A 17,360-nucleotide genomic window follows, 5' to 3' on the forward strand; every position below is an offset into this window, starting at 1 on the left:
AATTTTAATATATTAATAAAAATTAAATTGACTAACTTAATTGCTGCTAATTTAAAAGTAAATAATTTTTTATTATTAAATACATTTATATGAATTTCATTTATATTTTTTTAAAAAAATAAGTTAATATTTTTTTAACTAAATTATGATTTATTATAAATGAATTACTCCATCATAAACATGTTCTGCTGGACCAACCATATATATATATCCATCTTCTTTTTTCCAAAAAATTTCTAATTTTCCACCTATTAATTCTACTGTAACTCTATCTAATAATAAATTTTGTTTAATTCCTATAGCAACAGCTGCACAGGCTCCACTTCCACAAGATTTTGTTTCTTTTGATCCTCGTTCATATACTCTTAATTTAATTTTTTTTGAATTAATAATTTCCATAAAACCTACATTTACGCTATTTGGAAAAAATTTATTTTTCTGTATTAAAGGTGATAAACTATTAACAAGTGTTGTATTAATGTTTTTAACAGAAATAACACAATGAGGATTTCCCATTGAAACTGCGCCAAAATAGATTTTTTTTTCTTTAATTAATAAAGAATATTTTTTTTTAAATTTTTTAGTTAATATTGGAATATTACACGGTTTAAAATCAGGTTTTCCCATATTTACTTTTATAAGTTTATTTTTTAAAATACTTAAAACTAAAATTCCTTTTTTTGTACTGACTAAAATTTTTTTATTTTTTGTAAAACCTTTTAAATATAGAAAATGAGCAAAACAACGTGCTCCATTACCACACTGTTCTACTTCTTTTCCATCCGCATTAAAAATTCTATAATTAAAATCAATTCCAGATTGAAAAGATTTTTCAACAAAAAGTAATTGATCAAAACCTATCCCTGTATAACGATTAGATAAAACTTGAATCTTTTCAGAATCTAAATGAACGTTTTGTGTAATATTTTCAATTATTACAAAATCATTACTTAATCCATGCATTTTTGAAAAATTAATTTTCATATTTTTTTCTTATTATTATTTATAAAGTTATCAAAACTATATTATTTATTTTTTAAATTCTTTAAGTATTATAATTACTATTTATCAATAGAGAAAGAAATTGGTGCCTATAACTGAAAAATGTTTTTAATACCCCGAAAAAAATAAATTTTTTGTAACTAAAAAAAATTTTTGATTTTAAAAAAAATAAATACTTGTGAACTATTTTTGATTATACTGTAATTAATGATTAAAAAATTTTACAAATAAAATTTATATATTTATATAAATTAAATTATTTAAAATAATTAAAAAAATATTTAAAAAATATTTTTTTATATATTCCAAAATTTTTTTTTATTTTTTTAAAAATTTTTTTAAAAAACATAAAGTTTTTCAAACCAAATTGAATTTTTATTTATAAATAAAAAATTACTTTTACAATATTTATCTAAAAAATGACTATTAATTTATTAAAAAAAAAAATAAGGATAGCTACTAGAAAGAGCCCTCTTGCTCTATTTCAAGCTATGTATGTTAAAAAAAAGTTAATTTCTATTTTTCCAAATTTATTAATTACTATTATTCCTATAATTACTCATGGTGATAAATTTTTAAATGCTTCTTTTATCAAATCCAATGGGAAGGGAGTATTTATTAAAGAATTAGAAATAGCATTGCTTCAAAATAAAGCAGATATTGCTATTCATTCAGTAAAAGATATTCCTATGAATATTCATAAAAATTTAAGTTTAGCTTGTATTTGTAAAAGAGATAATCCTCTGGATGCTCTTATATCAAAGAATTATAAAAATATTAATGAACTTCCGAAAAATGCTGTAATAGGTACATCTAGTTTAAGGAGAAAATTTCAACTTATGAATTATCGTCAAGATTTAATTATCTCTCCTTTAAGAGGAAATATTGAAACTAGATTAAAAAAATTAGATAAAGGAAAATATGATGCTATTGTTTTAGCTGCTGCAGGATTAAAAAGATTAGGGTTACAAAAGAGAATCTCTTATTTGATACCTCCAGAACTATCTCTTCCGCCTTGTGGACAAGGCGCTATTGGTATTGAATGCAGAATAAAAGATAGAGATCTTATAACTATTTTAGAAAAAATACATCATTATAAAAGTAAAATTTTAATTCAAGCTGAAAGAGCTTTCTGTAAGAAATTATTGATAGGTTGTCAACTTCCTGTAGGAAGTTATGCTATTTTAAAAAAAGAAAAAATATGGTTAAGAACTTTTATTAGTTCTTTTGATGGAAAAGATATAATTAAAGGAGAGAAAATCGGTTCGGTAAACGACGCTAAAAAAATAGGTTATGGATTAGCATCTGAATTACTAAAAAAAGGAGCAAAAAAAATTTTACGTTAATAATTAATTTTTTTAAAAAATATGAAAATATTAATAACTCGACCTTCTTCTGAAGGAGAAAAATTAGTTAAATATTTATCTAAATTTAAAATTTTAGCTTATAATTTTCCATTAATAGATTTTTTTCCTTTACCAGACTTAAATATTTTTTTAAAAGAAATAAATTTTTTTAAAAAGAATGACATTCTATGTGCTTTATCTAAAAAGTCAGTTTTTTATGCTTCTAAATTTTTAAAAGAAAAAAAAATGGTTTGGCCAAATAATATTTCTTATTACGCTATTGGACATAGCACAGCTATTAGCTTAGCATATCATGCTAAAAAAAATGTACAATTTCCATTAATTCAAGAGAATAGTGAAAATTTATTTCATTTAATATCCAAAGAAAAAATAAATAATAAAAAAATTATTATTTTAAAAGCATTTTCTTCTTTAAATATATTAGAAAAAAAACTTAAAATGAAAGGAGCAAAAGTTAAAGTTATAAATTGTTATAAAAGTATTTCAAAATATAAAAAAAAAGAAAAAAAATTTAAGAATTTTAAATTTGATGTAATTATCATTACAAGCACATTAATATTAAAAGAATTATATAATTTTTTTTTAATAGAAAATAAAAAAGATTGGATATTAAACTGTATAATGTTAGTTATTAGTAATAGAATAGCAAATAAAGCTAGGAGTTTTGGTTGGAAAAAAATTATTATTACTAATAGTATTCAAGGTAAAGAAATTAAAAAAATAATATCAAAAATAAAAAATAATTTTGATCGGCGAAAGAGGATTTGAACCTCTGACCTACTGGTCCCAAACCAGTTGCGCTACCAAGCTGCGCTACTCGCCGAACATAAAAAATTATTTTTTATTTTGTTTATACTTTTTTAAGTAAATTGGGGTGGTTAATGGGGGTTGAACCCATGACCGCTGGAATCACAATCCAGAGCTCTACCAACTGAGCTATAACCACCAAATTTTTTCTTTTGCGCCTGACAGGATTTGAACCTGATACCTCTACCTTCGGAGGGTAGTGCTCTATCCAACTGAGCTACAGGCGCGTAGCTACAGTTTTATTATATTTATTTAAAAAATAAATAAAAAAATTAAACAAATTACATTGTACTATTTGTTGATATCAATGTCTAATATATTTTTTTAAAAAATAAAAATATTTATTTTATAAATATTTTTTTATTACAATTTTAAAGAAGTAATATTCATATCTAGTTAGTATTACCGCTATACTATAAAATTTTTTATTAAGATCTTTTCATCATATCAAAAAACTCATTGTTTGTTTTTGTCATAGATAATTTGTCAATTAAAAATTCCATGGCATCAATTTCACTCATCGGATGAATAATTTTTCTTAAAATCCACATTTTTTGTAACTCATCAGGAACTGTTAATAATTCTTCTTTTCTAGTACCGGAACGATTATAATCAATTGCCGGAAAAACTCTTTTTTCAGCTATTTTTCTAGACAATGGTAACTCCATATTTCCAGTGCCTTTAAATTCTTCATAAATTACTTCATCCATTTTAGATCCTGTATCAACTAAAGCCGTTGCAATAATTGTTAAACTACCTCCTTCTTCTACATTTCTAGCAGCACCAAAAAAACGTTTGGGACGATGTAAAGCATTAGCATCGACTCCACCTGTTAAAACTTTTCCAGAAGCAGGAACAACTGTATTATATGCTCTAGCTAATCTAGTAATAGAATCTAAAAGAATAATAACATCTTTTTTATGTTCCACTAGTCGTTTAGCTTTTTCAATTACCATCTCTGCAACTTGGACATGTCTTGAAGCTGGTTCATCGAATGTTGATGCCACTACTTCTCCTTTAACTAATCGTTGCATCTCTGTAACTTCTTCTGGTCTCTCATCAATCAATAAAACCATTAATAAACAATCTGAATGATTATAAGCAATACTTTGAGCTATATTTTGTAAAAGCATAGTTTTTCCAGCTTTAGGCGGAGCTACTATTAATCCTCTTTGTCCTCTTCCAATTGGAGAGGCTAAATCAAGAACTCGGGCTGTTAAATCTTCTTTTGATCCATTTCCTCTTTCCATACGTAAACGAGAATTAGCATGTAGAGGAGTTAAATTTTCAAATAAAATTTTGCTACGAGAATTTTCGGGTTTATCAAAATTAACTAAATTTACTTTTAAAAGAGCAAAGTAACGTTCTCCTTCCTTTGGAGGACGTATTTTTCCAGAAATAGTATCTCCTGTACGTAAATTAAATCTTCTTATTTGACTTGGAGAAACATATATATCATCGGGTCCAGCTAAATAAGAACTATCTGCAGAACGTAAAAATCCGAATCCGTCCTGTAATATCTCTAAAACACCATTCCCGAATATATCTTCTCCACTTTTTGAATGCTGTTTTAGGATAGAAAAAATGATATCTTGCTTGCGCATACGTGCTAAATTTTCCAATCCTATTTTTTCGCCAAGAGTAATTAGTTCAGAAACTGGCGTGTTTTTTAATTCGGTAAGGTTCATAATGATGGATGCTTAAAAACTTGAAGTAAATATTTTGAAGTTTTTACTACGAAAAGTTTTATTTTTTAAATAAGTAAGCATTTTTGAAAGTAAAAAATATTTTTTTTAAGATTAATTTTTTACATATTTTTTTTTAATTTAAAATTTAAATTTTTTTATTTAATTAATATAGGTATCTAAAAATTCTTTTAATTGAGATTTAGAAATAGCTCCTACTTTAGTAGCTATTAGCTTTCCTTTATTAAATAACAAAAGAGTAGGTATACCTTTAATTGAATATTTTGGTGCAGTATTTGGATTTTCATCAATATTAATTTTAAATATTTTAATTTTATTTATATATAATTTTGCTATTTCTTCTAAAATAGGAGCCAAAATCTTACATGGATTGCACCAATCTGCCCAAAAATCTATTAAACACATTCCTTTTTCTTCTAATACTTTTTTTTGAAATTCAGAATCATTTAAATTAGTAATTATACTATTGTTCATATTGTTCCTTAAATAAAATGTTTTACAATAATTATATTTACATGTTAATCAATTATTATTTATTAAAAATAATTTTTTTGAATATTAAAGTTAAAAAATACTAATAAATTTTTCTTTAATTTTAATAAATAAAATAAATAAATTATTTTTTATTTTTTAATTATAACATAATGTATTTATAATATACAGAAGAATACTTCTCATATTTAATTTTGATTTTTTCAAAAAAAAAATTTAAAAATTATTTTTTTTTAAATTTTTTTGAATAATATTTTTTAAATTCTGTATGTGAAAAAACTTTTTAGAAAAATTTTTTTTTTCAAAAAAATTTTTTTTATCCCAACAAATATCTTTTTTCGGTAACTCAAATAAGAATCTACTAGGTACTGTATATTTTTTTTTTCCATTTATTTTTCTGGTTTTAGAATAACTTAAAAATAATTCTTTTTTTGCTCTGGTTATTCCTACATAAATTAATCTTCTTTCTTCATCAATTTCATTTTTACATTCAATTGAATAATAGGGAATAATACCTTCTTCTAAACCAATAATAAAAACATAAGAAAACTCTAATCCTTTTGAAGAATGTAGAGTCATTATTTGTACTTTTTGATTATTTTCATTTATTTTTTGATCATTAATTTCAGAGTGTATTAAATAAGAAATAATTTTTGATAAATCTGATTTAGATTTTATAGTATTTTTAATTAAAATATTACTAAGTACATTTAGAAAACTATTTATATTTTTTATTTTTTTTTGTATAACTTCTTTATTTTTTTTAGATGATTTTAACCAATCTTCATAACCAATTATAGAAACTATTTTTTTTAGTGCCTGTAAAGGGTTTTTATTAAAAAAAATGATAAGTTTATTTATTAAATAATAAAAATCTTTTAATTTTTTTAAAAGACTATCTTTAATTTTTATTTGAATATTTAATTCATTAATAGAAGAAAATAAACTTTTTTTGTTAATTTTTGCCCATTTTTTTAATTCATTTAAGGTTTTTGCTCCAATTCTTCTCGATGGAATATTAATTATTTTTAAAAAAGAAAAATTATCATCTTGATCTGCTATTAAACGAAAATAATGTATTAAATGTATTATTTCTGTACTTTTGTGAAATGAAGTTTCAGATGAAATTTTATAAGGTATATTATTTTTTAAAAGAATTTCTTTTAATATTTTAGATTGATAATTGCTTCGATATAAAATAGCATAATCATTATATTTTGTTTTATTATTCAATTGATGATTTTTTAAAAAATTAATGATCTTTTTTGCTTCGTCTATTTCATTATTTCCTTCTAAAATTTGTATTTGAGATCCATATTCTGATTTAGAGAACAATTTTTTATAAAAAATATGAGGATTATTTGAAATTAAAGTATTAGCAACATGTAAAATTCTCCCAGAAGAACGATAGTTGTGTTCCATCATTATTACCTTTATATTTGGAAAATCTTTACTTAATAAAAAAATATTTTTTGGTTTAGCACCTCTCCATGAATAAATAGACTGATCATCATCTCCTACTAAAGTAAAATTTGAGTTATTATTATTCAATTGTTTAATTAATTCATATTGACTGAGATTAGTATCTTGATATTCATCAACCAATAAATAATTAATTTTTTTTTTCCATCGATTTCGTATATTTAAATTTTCTTTTAATAAAATAGTAGGTAAAAAAATTAAATCATCAAAATCTAATTTATTTAATGATTGAATATATATTTGATAAGATTGGTAATAATTAAAAAAAATTATTTCTGATTTTTTTTTAAAAAAATGAACTGTTTCAGGTATCAATAATTCATTTTTCCATTTAGAAATACAAAAAATTAGTTTTTTTAAAAAAAAAATATTTTTTTTAAAATTATTATGTACTATTTTTTTTAAAATAAATATTTTTTCCTCTTCATTAATTAAAGAAAAATTTTTTTTTATTTTTAAATTTTTTAGTTCAGAATTTATAATTTTTAAGCCCAAAGCATGAAATGTTGAAAATGTAACATGTTTTAAATCTTCAAAGTTATTTTTTTTAAATATTTTATATTTCATTTCTATTGCTGCTTTATTAGTAAATGTTAATGCTACTATCTTTTTAGCATTAAAATTACAGTTTTGAACTAAATGAATTATTTTATTAATAATTACTTTAGTTTTTCCAGATCCTGCTCCTGCTAATATTAAACAGGGTCCTTTGATATAATTAATAGCTTTCTTTTGACTGAAATTTAAATTCATAATATTTTTAAAATTAATTTTATAAATTTATAGATTATTATTTTTAAGTTAAAAAAAATTGTAACATGTTGTTAAAACAACATGTTACAATTTTTTTTAAGAACATTTCATTTCTTTCATATATAAACGTAATTTTTTACCTATAATTTCAATAGGATGTTGCATGATTTTTTCTAACATTTCTTGAAGTTTTTCATTTTCTATATTTTTTTCAATTAATATAGATCCTAAATCAGTTTTTTTTAGTTCTTTACTAAATTGTTTTAAAATTGGATAAGCTTTTTTAGAAAAAATATAATTTCCATATTCTGCAGTATCTGATATAACTAGATTCATTTCATATAATTTTTTTCTAGCAATCGTATTAGCAATTAAGGGTAGTTCATGTAATGATTCATAATATGCTGATTCTTCTAAAATTCCAGTTTCAATCATAATTTCAAAAGCTAATTCAACTCCAGCTTTTATAATTGCAATCATGAATAAACCCTTATTAAAAAAATCAATTTCTTTAATATCATTTTTATAAATTAAAGATTTCTCAAAAGTACTATTTTTGGTATTTTTTCTTTCAGAAAATAAGATTAAATCTTTATTTTCCCAATCTTCCATCATTTTTTTAGAAAAAGATCCAGAAATAATTTTATCCATATGTTCTCTAAATAAAGGAGTTAATAAAATTTTTAATTTGTTAGAAATTTCTATAACTCTATTTTTTTGAGAATTAGATAATTTATTCAGCATTAATGTAATACCACCAACTTTTAAGGAAGTGGTAATGACTTCCCAACCATACTGCACTAATTTACTAGCGTATTCTTCATTATGTCCATCTTCTAACAATTTTTCAAAGCATACTAAAGAACCAGTTTGTAACAGTCCACACAATATCGTTTGTTCCCCCATTAAATCAGATTTAACTTCTGCCGAAAAAGAAGAATATAATACTCCTGCTTTATGTCCTCCTATTCCCACTGCCCAAGCTTTTGCTATATTTAAGCCTTTTTTTTGTGCATCATTTTTTTTATGAACAGCAATTAAAGTCGGTACTCCAAAATTTTTTTTGAATTCTTCTCGAACCTCAGTGCCTGGAGATTTAGGAGCTACCATAATAACAGTAATATCATTTCTAATAACTTCTCCCATTTCTACAATATTAAACCCATGGGAATAACCTAAAATTGATTTTCTTTTCATCAAAGGTTGTATTTCTTTTACAACATTTGAATGTTGTTTGTCAGGAGTTAGATTAATAACGAGATCTGCATCGGGAATCAAATTTTTATAATTATCTACTTTAAATCCATATTTTTTTGCTCTATTAAAAGATTTATTTTTTTTATTAAGAGATGTATCTCTAAGAGCATAAGAAATATTTAGCCCTGAATCTCGCATATTTAAACCTTGATTTAATCCTTGAGAACCACAACCAATAATAACTATTTTTTTGTTTTTTAAATGCTTAACACCTTCAGAAAATTCGGTTTTTTTCATAAATCGACATGTTCTTAACTCTATATTTTTTTCTCGAAAATTTAAATTATTAAAGTAATTCATTTAAATTTTTTCCTTATTTTTTATGAAACAAATTAAATATTCTTTTATTATTTTTTTAATAATTTTTTTTTTATATCTTAAAAATCTTTTTTTCTTATAGCACCTTTATCAGCACTTGTAGCTAATAAAGCATAAGCTTTCAATGCTAAAGATACATTTCTTTTTCTAAAAATAGGAGTATAAGCTAATTTACCTCTTTTTTCTTCTTCTTTTCTTCTAAATATTAGTTCTTTTTCAGAAAGAAGAACATTAATACTTCTTTTTTTAATATCGATTAAAATAATATCTCCATTTTTAATTAAAGCTATATTTCCTTTTTCAGCAGCTTCAGGAGAAATATGTCCTATAGATAATCCTGATGTCCCTCCCGAAAATCTTCCATCTGTAATTAAAGCACATTTTGTATCTAATTTCATAGCTTTTAAATGGGTAGTTGGATATAGCATTTCTTGCATTCCTGGACCACCTTTAGGTCCTTCATATCGGATTATTAAAACATCTCCTTCTGATATTTTTTTTTCTAAAATTAAATCTATCGCTTCTTCTTGACTTTCACAAATAACAGCAAAACCACGAAATATTAAATTTTTTTCGTTTACTCCTGCGGTTTTCACAACACAACCGTTTTCAGCTATATTTCCATATAAAATTGCTAATCCTCCATCATTACTATAAGCGGAATCAATATCTCGAATGCATCCTTTTTTTCTATCTGTATCTAAATTTGACCATCTGAAAGATTGAGAAAATGGTTTAATAGTATTAATTCCTTTAGGGCCTGCTCGAAACATATCAAGGATTCTTTTATTTTTCGTACTTAATATTGAATATTTTTTAATTGTTTCTTTTAAAGTCAAATTTAATATATTTTTTGTATTTGTCTTAAGTAATTTTGTTTTATTTAGTTCAGATAAAAGACTGAATACCCCCCCAGCTTTATGAAAGTCTTCCATGTGATATTTTGCGTGATTCGGAGATAATTTACATAAGTTAGGTGTCTTTCTAGACAAATAATCTATGTCTTGCATATTAAAAGAGATATTTCCTTCTTGAGCGGCTGCTAATAAGTGTAATACTGTATTAGTGGATCCTCCCATTGATATATCCAGTATCATTGCATTATGAAAAGATTCTTTAGAAGCTATCTTTCTTGGAAGAAATTTTATTTCATTATTTATGTAGTATTCTTTTGTATTTTTAACTATAGTTTTTCCTGCTTTAATAAATAGTTTTTTTCTATCTATATGAGTAGCTAGTAAAGTACCATTTCCTGGAAATGCCAATCCTAATACTTCCATTAAACAATTCATAGAATTTGCTGTAAATAGTCCTGAACAAGAACCACAAGTAGGACAAGCATTTTTTTCTATGTTATCTTGTAATAAATCATCTTTTTTATTATTAAATCCCTGTAGAATGGCATTTACTAAATCTATTTTTTGATATTTTTTTTGATTTTTTATTTTTCCAGCTTCCATGGGGCCACCAGAAACAAAAACTGCTGGAATATTCAATCGCATAGCCGCCATTAACATACCAGGAGTGATTTTATCACAATTAGAAATACAAACCATTGCATCCACACAGTGCCCATTAATGACATATTCAATTGAATCAGCTATTAATTCTCTTGATGGTAGCGAATAAAGCATACCCGAGTGTCCCATAGCTATTCCGTCATCAATAGCTATTGTGTTAAATTCTTTAGCAACACCTCCTTGTTTATTAATTTCTTTTGAAATTAATTGTCCCACTCTTCTAAGGTGAATATGACCAGGAACAAATTCAGTAAAAGAGTTTACTACAGCTATAATAGGTTTATTAAAATCTTCATTTTTCATACCAGTAGCTCTCCATAAAGCACGAGCTCCTGTCATGTTTTTACCTTTTGTTGTTACATTTGAACGATAATTAGGCATATAATATATTCTTAGTTAAGAATTTAGAGTGAATGTTGTTTTAAACATATGATAATAAGTTTATTGGAAATAACCTTAATTAAAATGTTAGGAAAGATTTTTTATGAAAAAACTTATATATAAAAATTAGATAAATTTTTTAATTTTTGGCAGGGATGGAGGGATTTGAACCCCCAACCATTGGTTTTGGAGACCAACATTCTACCGTTGAACTACATCCCTATCTTAATTAAAAATTTTTATAGATTTTTTTAAGGTAAAAACTATACCATTGATTTTTAACTTTATCTAGTAAATATAATAAAATTTTTTTTTAAATTATAGAAAAAATATAAAAATTATAAATAACATATATTTTCTAATAAAAAATTAACTTTTTTATGTAAAAATACTAAAATTATTAACATATTAATATCTTAAAAATGAGAAGAAAATGAGAATACCTATATATTTAGATTATGCAGCTACTACCCCTACGGATATGTTAGTTTTAGAAAAAATGAAAAAATTTTTGACTTTTGATGGAGAATTTGGAAATCCTGCATCTAGATCTCATCAATTTGGTTGGAAAGCTGAAGAAGCAGTTGACATAGCAAGAAATTATATTGCTAATTTAATTAATGCTGATTTTAGAGAAATTATATTTACTTCAGGAGCAACTGAATCTAATAATTTAGCTATTAAAGGTTTAGTTTCTTTTTATAAGAAAAGAGGAAATCATATTATTACCAGTAAAACAGAACATAAATCTGTTTTAGATATTTGCAAATATTTAGAAACAAAAGGATTTTTGGTAACATATCTAACCCCTGAAAAAAATGGGTTGATTAATTTAGATGATCTTCAAGATAATATTTCAGAAAAAACAATTTTAATTTCAATAATGCATGTTAATAATGAAATTGGGATAATTCAGGATATTAAAAAAATCGCTGAAATATGCAAAGAAAAGAAAATTTTTTTTCATGTTGATGCAACTCAAAGCGTTGGAAAAATTCCAATAGATCTAAATAAAATTCCCATTGATTTAATGTCTTTTTCAGCACATAAAATTTATGGTCCTAAGGGAATAGGTGGACTATATGTTCGTCGAAAACCAAGGGTAAGATTAGTATCTCAAATACATGGAGGGGGACATGAAAGGGGAATGCGATCTGGAACTTTACCAGTGCATCAAATTGTAGGAATGGGGGAAGCTTTTAGAATAGCTAAAAAAAATATTTATTCTGATTATGAAAGGATGACTATTTTACGTACATATTTTTGGAATAAATTAAAACATATTGAAGAAGTTTTTTTAAATAGTCCATTAGAAATTAGTTCTCCTTATATTTTAAATATAAGCTTTAATTACATAGAAGGAGAATCTTTAATAATGGCTTTAAAAGATTTGGCAGTTTCTTCTGGATCAGCTTGCACTTCAGAAAGTTTAGAGTCATCATATGTACTTAGAGCATTGGGAATTAAAGATGAATTAGCTCATAGTTCTATTAGATTTTCAATGGGAAAATTTACTACAAAAGAAGAAATTGATTTTTCTATAAAAATTATTAAGAAATCAATTAAAAAATTAAGAAATTTATCTCCTTTATGGGAAATGTTTAAATCAGGAGTAGATTTAGAAAATATGCAATGGAATGTTAATTAAAATTTTTATTTGAGGAATTATTTATGGCATATAGTAAAAAAGTAATAGATCATTATGATAATCCTCGTAATGTAGGTTCTTTCACTAATTCTGATCTTAATGTAGGAAGTGGATTAGTAGGAGCACCAGCTTGTGGGGACGTTATGAAATTACAAATTAAAGTTAATAATAAGGGAATTATTGAAGATGCTTGTTTTAAAACTTATGGATGTGGTTCTGCTATAGCATCGAGTTCTTTAATAACTGAATGGATTAAAGGAAAATCTTTAGAACAAGCAAGTAAAATCAAAAATACTAAAATAGCAGAAGAATTAGAATTACCTCCTGTAAAAATACATTGTTCTGTTTTAGCAGAAGATGCTATTAAAGCTGCTATTTCTGATTATAAAAGTAAACAATAAAGTTAATTAGTTAAATTTTTACAAAAATTTGCTAAATAATTTTGTTATTAACATGCTGAAAAAAGTTATTTTTTCAGCATGGTTAAAAACTTACTTTATTATTTTTAATTAAAAATTATTTTTTTTAATAACCATTGAGTAAATAATGAATTATTTTAAATTATTTAATTTGCCTGAAATTTTTGATATAAATATAGCAGAATTGAATAAAAATTTTTATACATTACAAAAAAAATTTCATCCTGATCTTTATATTAAAAATGACACTTTTACAAAAGATAAAAAGAAAAAGAAAATTTACATAATTAATGAAGGATATAGAAATTTAAAAGATCCTTTAAAAAGAATTAATCATATTTTTATGTTGAATAAATTGAACTTTAAAGATAAAAAGAGATATCCTGTAACTTTTTCAGTCTTAGAACAACAGCTTAAATTAAATTTTGAATTAGAAACTTTAACATCTAAAGTTATAAATAAAGATAAAATTATCTCTTTTATACAAAGAAATAATTCTTTAATTCAAAATTTATTTAAAAAAATTTCTTTTAATATTATGAAAAAAGAATGGACACTTGCTGTTAATTTATACCAAGAATTAAAATTTTTAGTTAGGTTAACTAATAATGCAGAAGAAATTCAAAAAAATAAGGATTTTAAAAAGTTTTATTAAATAGGAATATATTTTATGTCAGAATTTCAAAAAAAAACATCTCTAGTAAATTTAGAAACAAAAACTTGTTCTGTTGGAATTGATTTTGGAACCACCTATTCCTTAATTGGATTTTTATTAAATAAAAAAATTCAAATTTTTTCTGGAGAAAGAGAAAATACTTTTTTACCTTCTATAGTTCGTTATGAAAAAAATAAAATTATTATTGGAGAAAAAGCTGAAGAAATTAATAATAAAAATTATTTAAGAACTATTTTTTCTATAAAGCGATTATTAGGAAAATCGATTCAAGAAATTAAAAATCTTTTTCCTAAAGTACCTTATATTTTTTTATATGACAAAGATCAGGAAATATGTATAAAAACAGAGCAAGGAAAAGTTTCTCTTGTTAAGATAATTAGTGAAATTTTAAAGACTTTATTAAAAAAAGTAGAATTTTTTTTAGAAAAAAAAATCGATACTGCTGTAATTACAGTACCTTCTTATTTTGATAATATTCAGCGAAAAAAAATAAAAAATGCAGCAATTCTTTCAGGTTTAAAAAATATTAGGTTATTAAACGAACCTACTGCTGCAGCTATTGCTTATGGCTGTCATTTTCAAAAAAAAGGAATTATTTTAGTTTACGATCTCGGTGGGGGAACATTTGATATTTCAATTTTAAAGATTAATCAAGGAATTTTTGAAGTTTTATCAACTTCTGGAGACCCTCAATTAGGAGGTGATGATTTTGATGAATTATTATCTAAATATATTGAAAGAAAGAGTAATATATTTACAAAAGAAAACTTTTTCTTAAAAAGAAAATTGTTAAATTTAGCTAAAAAAATAAAATTAAAACTTAGTAATAAAGAAAATGTTTTGATAGAGTTTGAAAATTGGAAAGGAAATATTAATCGTTTTGAATTTGAAAATCTAATTGAACCTTTAGTTGAAAAAACTTTAGTTCTATTAAGGTATTCAATAAAAGAAGCATTGATTAAAAAAGAAGAAATTACAAATATTATAATGGTTGGTGGATCTACCTATATTCCTTTAATTAAAGAAAAACTCTCTCTTTTTTTTAAAAAGAAAATAGAATTTTCTATTGATCCAGACAAAGCTGTTTCTATCGGAGCGACTATTCAATCAAATTTATTATTTAACTATCAACAAAATTTTTTAAGCAAAGAAAATAAATTTATTCTTTTAGATGTTGTTTCTTTTTCTTTAGGAATTGAATTAATGGGTGGGAGAGTAGAAAAAATTATTGATAAAAATAGTACTATTCCAATTTCTATTAGTAAAGAATTTACTACATCAAAAGAAAATCAAACTGTTATTATGATTCATATTCTGCAAGGGGAGGATAGTTTTGTTAAGAATTGTCGTTCTTTAGGAAAATTTTTTTTAAGAGGCATAAAAAAACAAGCGGCTGGGGTTCCTAGAATAATTGTTAAATTTAATGTAGATGAAAGCGGATTTTTACAGGTTAATGCTAGTGAAAAAGAAACGAACATAAAGGCGAGTATAAAAGTTGATTTTTTACATACAATAATTTAGGATTACTAAAGTATTAAAATATTCACATTAAAAAAATTTTTTTAAAAAAAGGAAAAAAATTATGTTAAAAATTGAATTTTTGCCTCATAAAATTTTATTACCTACAGGAAAAATATGTTCAGCTAAATCTGGTGAAACTATTTTAGACGTAGCTTTAAAAAATAATATTTTAATGGAACATGCTTGTGAAAAATCATGTATTTGTACAACCTGTCATTGTATTATCAGAAAAGGATTTTCTTTTTTATCAGAGTGCACTGAAAAAGAAGAAGATGCTTTAGATAAAGCGTGGGGATTAGAAGAAAATAGCCGATTAGCTTGTCAAGCTAGATTAACTAATCAGAACATTATTGTAGAAATTCCCTATTATTCAAAAAATTCTTCTGTTAAAAATTCTAAATTTTAACGTAGTTCCTTTATTTTTTAAAAGGATTTTGATTTTCTTTAAAAAATAAAGTTACAGGGGCACCAATTAATTTTAGTGATTTTTGAAAATAATTAGTTAAATATTTTTTATATGTTGTTGATAGATAATTTATTTGATTTCCATGAATAACAATGATCATTGGTGCAAATCCTCCAGGATGTGCGTATTTAAGTTTAATCCTTCTTCCTTTAACGTAAGGAGGTTGATGCTTTTCTGTTGCAAATTGTAAAATTTTTGTTAATTTAGCACTATTGCTTCTTTTTTTAAAACAATTGAAGGTAATATTAATAGAATCTAATAATCTGTTAATTCCTTTATTTTTTATTGCTGAAATAAATTGAAATTGACAAAATTTAAGAAAATTTAGTTTTTTTGATATTATTGGATAAATTTTTTTTAATTCTTGTTGATTTAATAAATCGCACTTATTGAAAACAACTATTATAGATTTCTGAGCTTCTAAAATTTTTTTAGCTATCAATAAATCTTCTTTATTAATTTGTTGTTTACTTATATCTATTACAAATAGTAATATTTCAGTTTGTTTTATGTTTTCAAATGTCTTTTGAATTGATATGTACTGAATTTTTTCTCGAATTTTATTTTTTTTTCTTATTCCTGCAGTATCTATTAAAATGTAGTTTTTATTATTTTTTTTAATGGGTATATTAATACTATCTCTAGTTGTTCCGGAAATATTAGAGGTGATTAATCTTTTTTTATTTATTATTTTGTTTATTAAAGTAGATTTTCCTACATTTGGTGCACCAATAAAGGCTACTTTTATACTATCTTCGTACTCTTTTGCTTTTAAAATATTTTTTTGAATTTTTTTATTTTTTATCCATGATATTATCCCTTCTTTAATTAATTCATTAATTCCTGTTCCTCTTATAGCAGAAATACAAAAATTTTTTTTAAAACCTAATCTAAAAAATTCATTACTTTCTGTTTTATGTTGCAAACAATCAATTTTATTGATAATAAGTAATACTTTTTTTTGATTTTTTCGTATTTTTTTAGAAATATAGTAATCTTCAGGTAATATTGATTCTTTTGCATTAACAACAAACAGAATTAAATCAGCTTTATCTAAAGCCAAATATGTTTGTTCCATTATTTCTTTCTCAAATTTATTCGTTTTAAAAATTATTCCAGCTGTGTCAGTAAGTATAATTTTTTTATTCTCTATTTTTATGTAAGCACATTTTCTATCTCTAGTTAATCCTGAAAAATTTCCCACTAAAGCAGAAGAAGAATTCGTTAATTTATTAAATAATGTGGATTTTCCTACGTTGTTTCTTCCTATCAAAACGATATTTGGTATCATTTTTTTTATTCCCTAAATTATAAAAAATATTTTTTAAAGAATTTTTGTTAAATATTATTGTTTTATTTTTTTAAAATAATAAAAATTTTTAACAAAAAAATAGTTTTTTATTTTTTATATAAAATATTCAGAAAATTTTTTTTTTTCAAAATATTTATTTTTCTGTATATTTTATATTTTATTAAAAATTTTATCTATTAATATCTTATTTATTTTTTTTAAAATATAAAAATATTTATAATCTTTTTATATAT

Annotated in this window: 14 protein-coding genes and 4 tRNA genes; 7 read left to right on the forward strand and 11 right to left on the reverse strand. The window is 23.4% G+C overall.

Translation table 11 applies throughout. The features are described from left to right. Window positions 1–153: 153 nt before the first annotated feature. Entirely contained in the window at window positions 154–978 is an 825-nt protein-coding gene (dapF, locus tag AB4W62_RS02505; RefSeq protein ID WP_367680148.1) for a diaminopimelate epimerase, read from the reverse strand. A gap of 443 nt (window positions 979–1,421) precedes the next feature. Here dapF and hemC point away from each other — a divergent pair, with 443 nt between their 5' ends. Together hemC and AB4W62_RS02515 are read left to right on the forward strand one after the other, a co-directional pair. Beyond that, entirely contained in the window at window positions 1,422–2,348 is a 927-nt protein-coding gene (gene hemC, locus AB4W62_RS02510; protein ID WP_367679905.1) for a hydroxymethylbilane synthase, read from the forward strand. 21 nt (window positions 2,349–2,369) lie between these two features. Next, window positions 2,370–3,137 (forward strand): uroporphyrinogen-III synthase, encoded by a 768-nt coding sequence (locus tag AB4W62_RS02515; protein WP_367679906.1) that lies wholly within the window; start codon window positions 2,370–2,372, stop codon window positions 3,135–3,137. Here the strand turns inward: AB4W62_RS02515 and AB4W62_RS02520 are convergent. The 9 genes from AB4W62_RS02520 to AB4W62_RS02560 form a co-directional block, all read right to left on the reverse strand. Beyond that, window positions 3,119–3,192 (reverse strand) — tRNA-Pro (locus tag AB4W62_RS02520). The genes AB4W62_RS02515 and AB4W62_RS02520 overlap by 19 nt on opposite strands. Before the next feature lie 47 nt (window positions 3,193–3,239). After that, window positions 3,240–3,315: transfer RNA gene (locus AB4W62_RS02525), tRNA-His, on the reverse strand. 14 nt (window positions 3,316–3,329) lie between these two features. After that, window positions 3,330–3,403: transfer RNA gene (locus AB4W62_RS02530), tRNA-Arg, on the reverse strand. Between the two features lie 201 nt (window positions 3,404–3,604). Continuing rightward, on the reverse strand, window positions 3,605–4,864 hold the full coding sequence (gene rho, locus AB4W62_RS02535) for a transcription termination factor Rho (protein WP_367679907.1): 1,260 nt from the start codon (window positions 4,862–4,864) through the stop codon (window positions 3,605–3,607). Window positions 4,865–5,023: 159 nt separating this feature from the next. Beyond that, window positions 5,024–5,356 carry a thioredoxin TrxA gene (trxA, locus tag AB4W62_RS02540; RefSeq protein ID WP_367679908.1) on the reverse strand — a complete coding sequence of 111 codons (333 nt, stop codon included), beginning with the start codon at window positions 5,354–5,356 and terminating at the stop codon, window positions 5,024–5,026. A gap of 234 nt (window positions 5,357–5,590) precedes the next feature. Then, complete coding sequence (locus AB4W62_RS02545) at window positions 5,591–7,609, reverse strand: UvrD-helicase domain-containing protein (protein WP_367679909.1); 2,019 nt, start codon at window positions 7,607–7,609, stop codon at window positions 5,591–5,593. Window positions 7,610–7,705: 96 nt separating this feature from the next. Next, the gene (gene ilvC, locus AB4W62_RS02550) at window positions 7,706–9,166 is read right to left on the reverse strand and encodes a ketol-acid reductoisomerase (RefSeq protein ID WP_367679910.1); all 1,461 of its coding nucleotides are present in this window, start codon (window positions 9,164–9,166) and stop codon (window positions 7,706–7,708) included. Between the two features lie 77 nt (window positions 9,167–9,243). Then, window positions 9,244–11,085: a dihydroxy-acid dehydratase gene (ilvD, locus tag AB4W62_RS02555; RefSeq protein WP_367679911.1), complete on the reverse strand. Its 1,842-nt coding sequence runs from the start codon at window positions 11,083–11,085 to the stop codon at window positions 9,244–9,246. A 147-nt stretch (window positions 11,086–11,232) separates the two neighbouring features. After that, window positions 11,233–11,307: transfer RNA gene (locus AB4W62_RS02560), tRNA-Trp, on the reverse strand. A gap of 211 nt (window positions 11,308–11,518) precedes the next feature. On the opposite strand from AB4W62_RS02560, the gene AB4W62_RS02565 reads away from it, so the two are divergent. From AB4W62_RS02565 to fdx, 5 genes are all read left to right on the forward strand, one after another. Beyond that, entirely contained in the window at window positions 11,519–12,733 is a 1,215-nt protein-coding gene (locus AB4W62_RS02565; protein WP_367679912.1) for an IscS subfamily cysteine desulfurase, read from the forward strand. Between the two features lie 23 nt (window positions 12,734–12,756). Further along, window positions 12,757–13,134, forward strand: coding sequence for a Fe-S cluster assembly scaffold IscU (gene iscU / locus AB4W62_RS02570; protein ID WP_367679913.1), 378 nt, complete (start codon window positions 12,757–12,759; stop codon window positions 13,132–13,134). Window positions 13,135–13,279: 145 nt separating this feature from the next. Continuing rightward, a complete protein-coding gene (gene hscB / locus AB4W62_RS02575; protein ID WP_367679914.1) occupies window positions 13,280–13,807 on the forward strand; it encodes a Fe-S protein assembly co-chaperone HscB in 528 nt (175 codons plus the stop codon). A 15-nt stretch (window positions 13,808–13,822) separates the two neighbouring features. Further along, a complete protein-coding gene (locus AB4W62_RS02580; protein ID WP_367679915.1) occupies window positions 13,823–15,349 on the forward strand; it encodes an Hsp70 family protein in 1,527 nt (508 codons plus the stop codon). Window positions 15,350–15,410: 61 nt separating this feature from the next. Then, window positions 15,411–15,755: an ISC system 2Fe-2S type ferredoxin gene (gene fdx, locus AB4W62_RS02585; RefSeq protein WP_367679916.1), complete on the forward strand. Its 345-nt coding sequence runs from the start codon at window positions 15,411–15,413 to the stop codon at window positions 15,753–15,755. 10 nt (window positions 15,756–15,765) lie between these two features. Here the strand turns inward: fdx and der are convergent, their stop codons facing one another. Then, on the reverse strand, window positions 15,766–17,106 hold the full coding sequence (gene der / locus AB4W62_RS02590) for a ribosome biogenesis GTPase Der (RefSeq protein ID WP_367679917.1): 1,341 nt from the start codon (window positions 17,104–17,106) through the stop codon (window positions 15,766–15,768). Window positions 17,107–17,360 lie beyond the last annotated feature (254 nt).

Origin of the sequence: Buchnera aphidicola (Mindarus abietinus), assembly GCF_964059085.1 — a bacterium.
Classification (GTDB): domain Bacteria; phylum Pseudomonadota; class Gammaproteobacteria; order Enterobacterales; family Enterobacteriaceae; genus Buchnera_A; species Buchnera_A aphidicola_C.

Bases quoted from the DNA above. Each gene is read 5' to 3' on its own strand.
- AB4W62_RS02545 (WP_367679909.1), bottom strand. From the start codon at position 7,609: ATGAATTTAAATTTCAGTCAAAAGAAAGCTATTAATTATATCAAAGGA.
- der (WP_367679917.1), bottom strand. From the start codon at position 17,106: ATGATACCAAATATCGTTTTGATAGGAAGAAACAACGTAGGAAAATCC.
- AB4W62_RS02580 (WP_367679915.1), top strand. From the start codon at position 13,823: ATGTCAGAATTTCAAAAAAAAACATCTCTAGTAAATTTAGAAACAAAA.
- ilvC (WP_367679910.1), bottom strand. From the start codon at position 9,166: ATGAATTACTTTAATAATTTAAATTTTCGAGAAAAAAATATAGAGTTA.
- AB4W62_RS02515 (WP_367679906.1), top strand. From the start codon at position 2,370: ATGAAAATATTAATAACTCGACCTTCTTCTGAAGGAGAAAAATTAGTT.
- iscU (WP_367679913.1), top strand. From the start codon at position 12,757: ATGGCATATAGTAAAAAAGTAATAGATCATTATGATAATCCTCGTAAT.
- hemC (WP_367679905.1), top strand. From the start codon at position 1,422: ATGACTATTAATTTATTAAAAAAAAAAATAAGGATAGCTACTAGAAAG.
- ilvD (WP_367679911.1), bottom strand. From the start codon at position 11,085: ATGCCTAATTATCGTTCAAATGTAACAACAAAAGGTAAAAACATGACA.
- rho (WP_367679907.1), bottom strand. From the start codon at position 4,864: ATGAACCTTACCGAATTAAAAAACACGCCAGTTTCTGAACTAATTACT.
- hscB (WP_367679914.1), top strand. From the start codon at position 13,280: ATGAATTATTTTAAATTATTTAATTTGCCTGAAATTTTTGATATAAAT.
- AB4W62_RS02565 (WP_367679912.1), top strand. From the start codon at position 11,519: ATGAGAATACCTATATATTTAGATTATGCAGCTACTACCCCTACGGAT.
- fdx (WP_367679916.1), top strand. From the start codon at position 15,411: ATGTTAAAAATTGAATTTTTGCCTCATAAAATTTTATTACCTACAGGA.
- trxA (WP_367679908.1), bottom strand. From the start codon at position 5,356: ATGAACAATAGTATAATTACTAATTTAAATGATTCTGAATTTCAAAAA.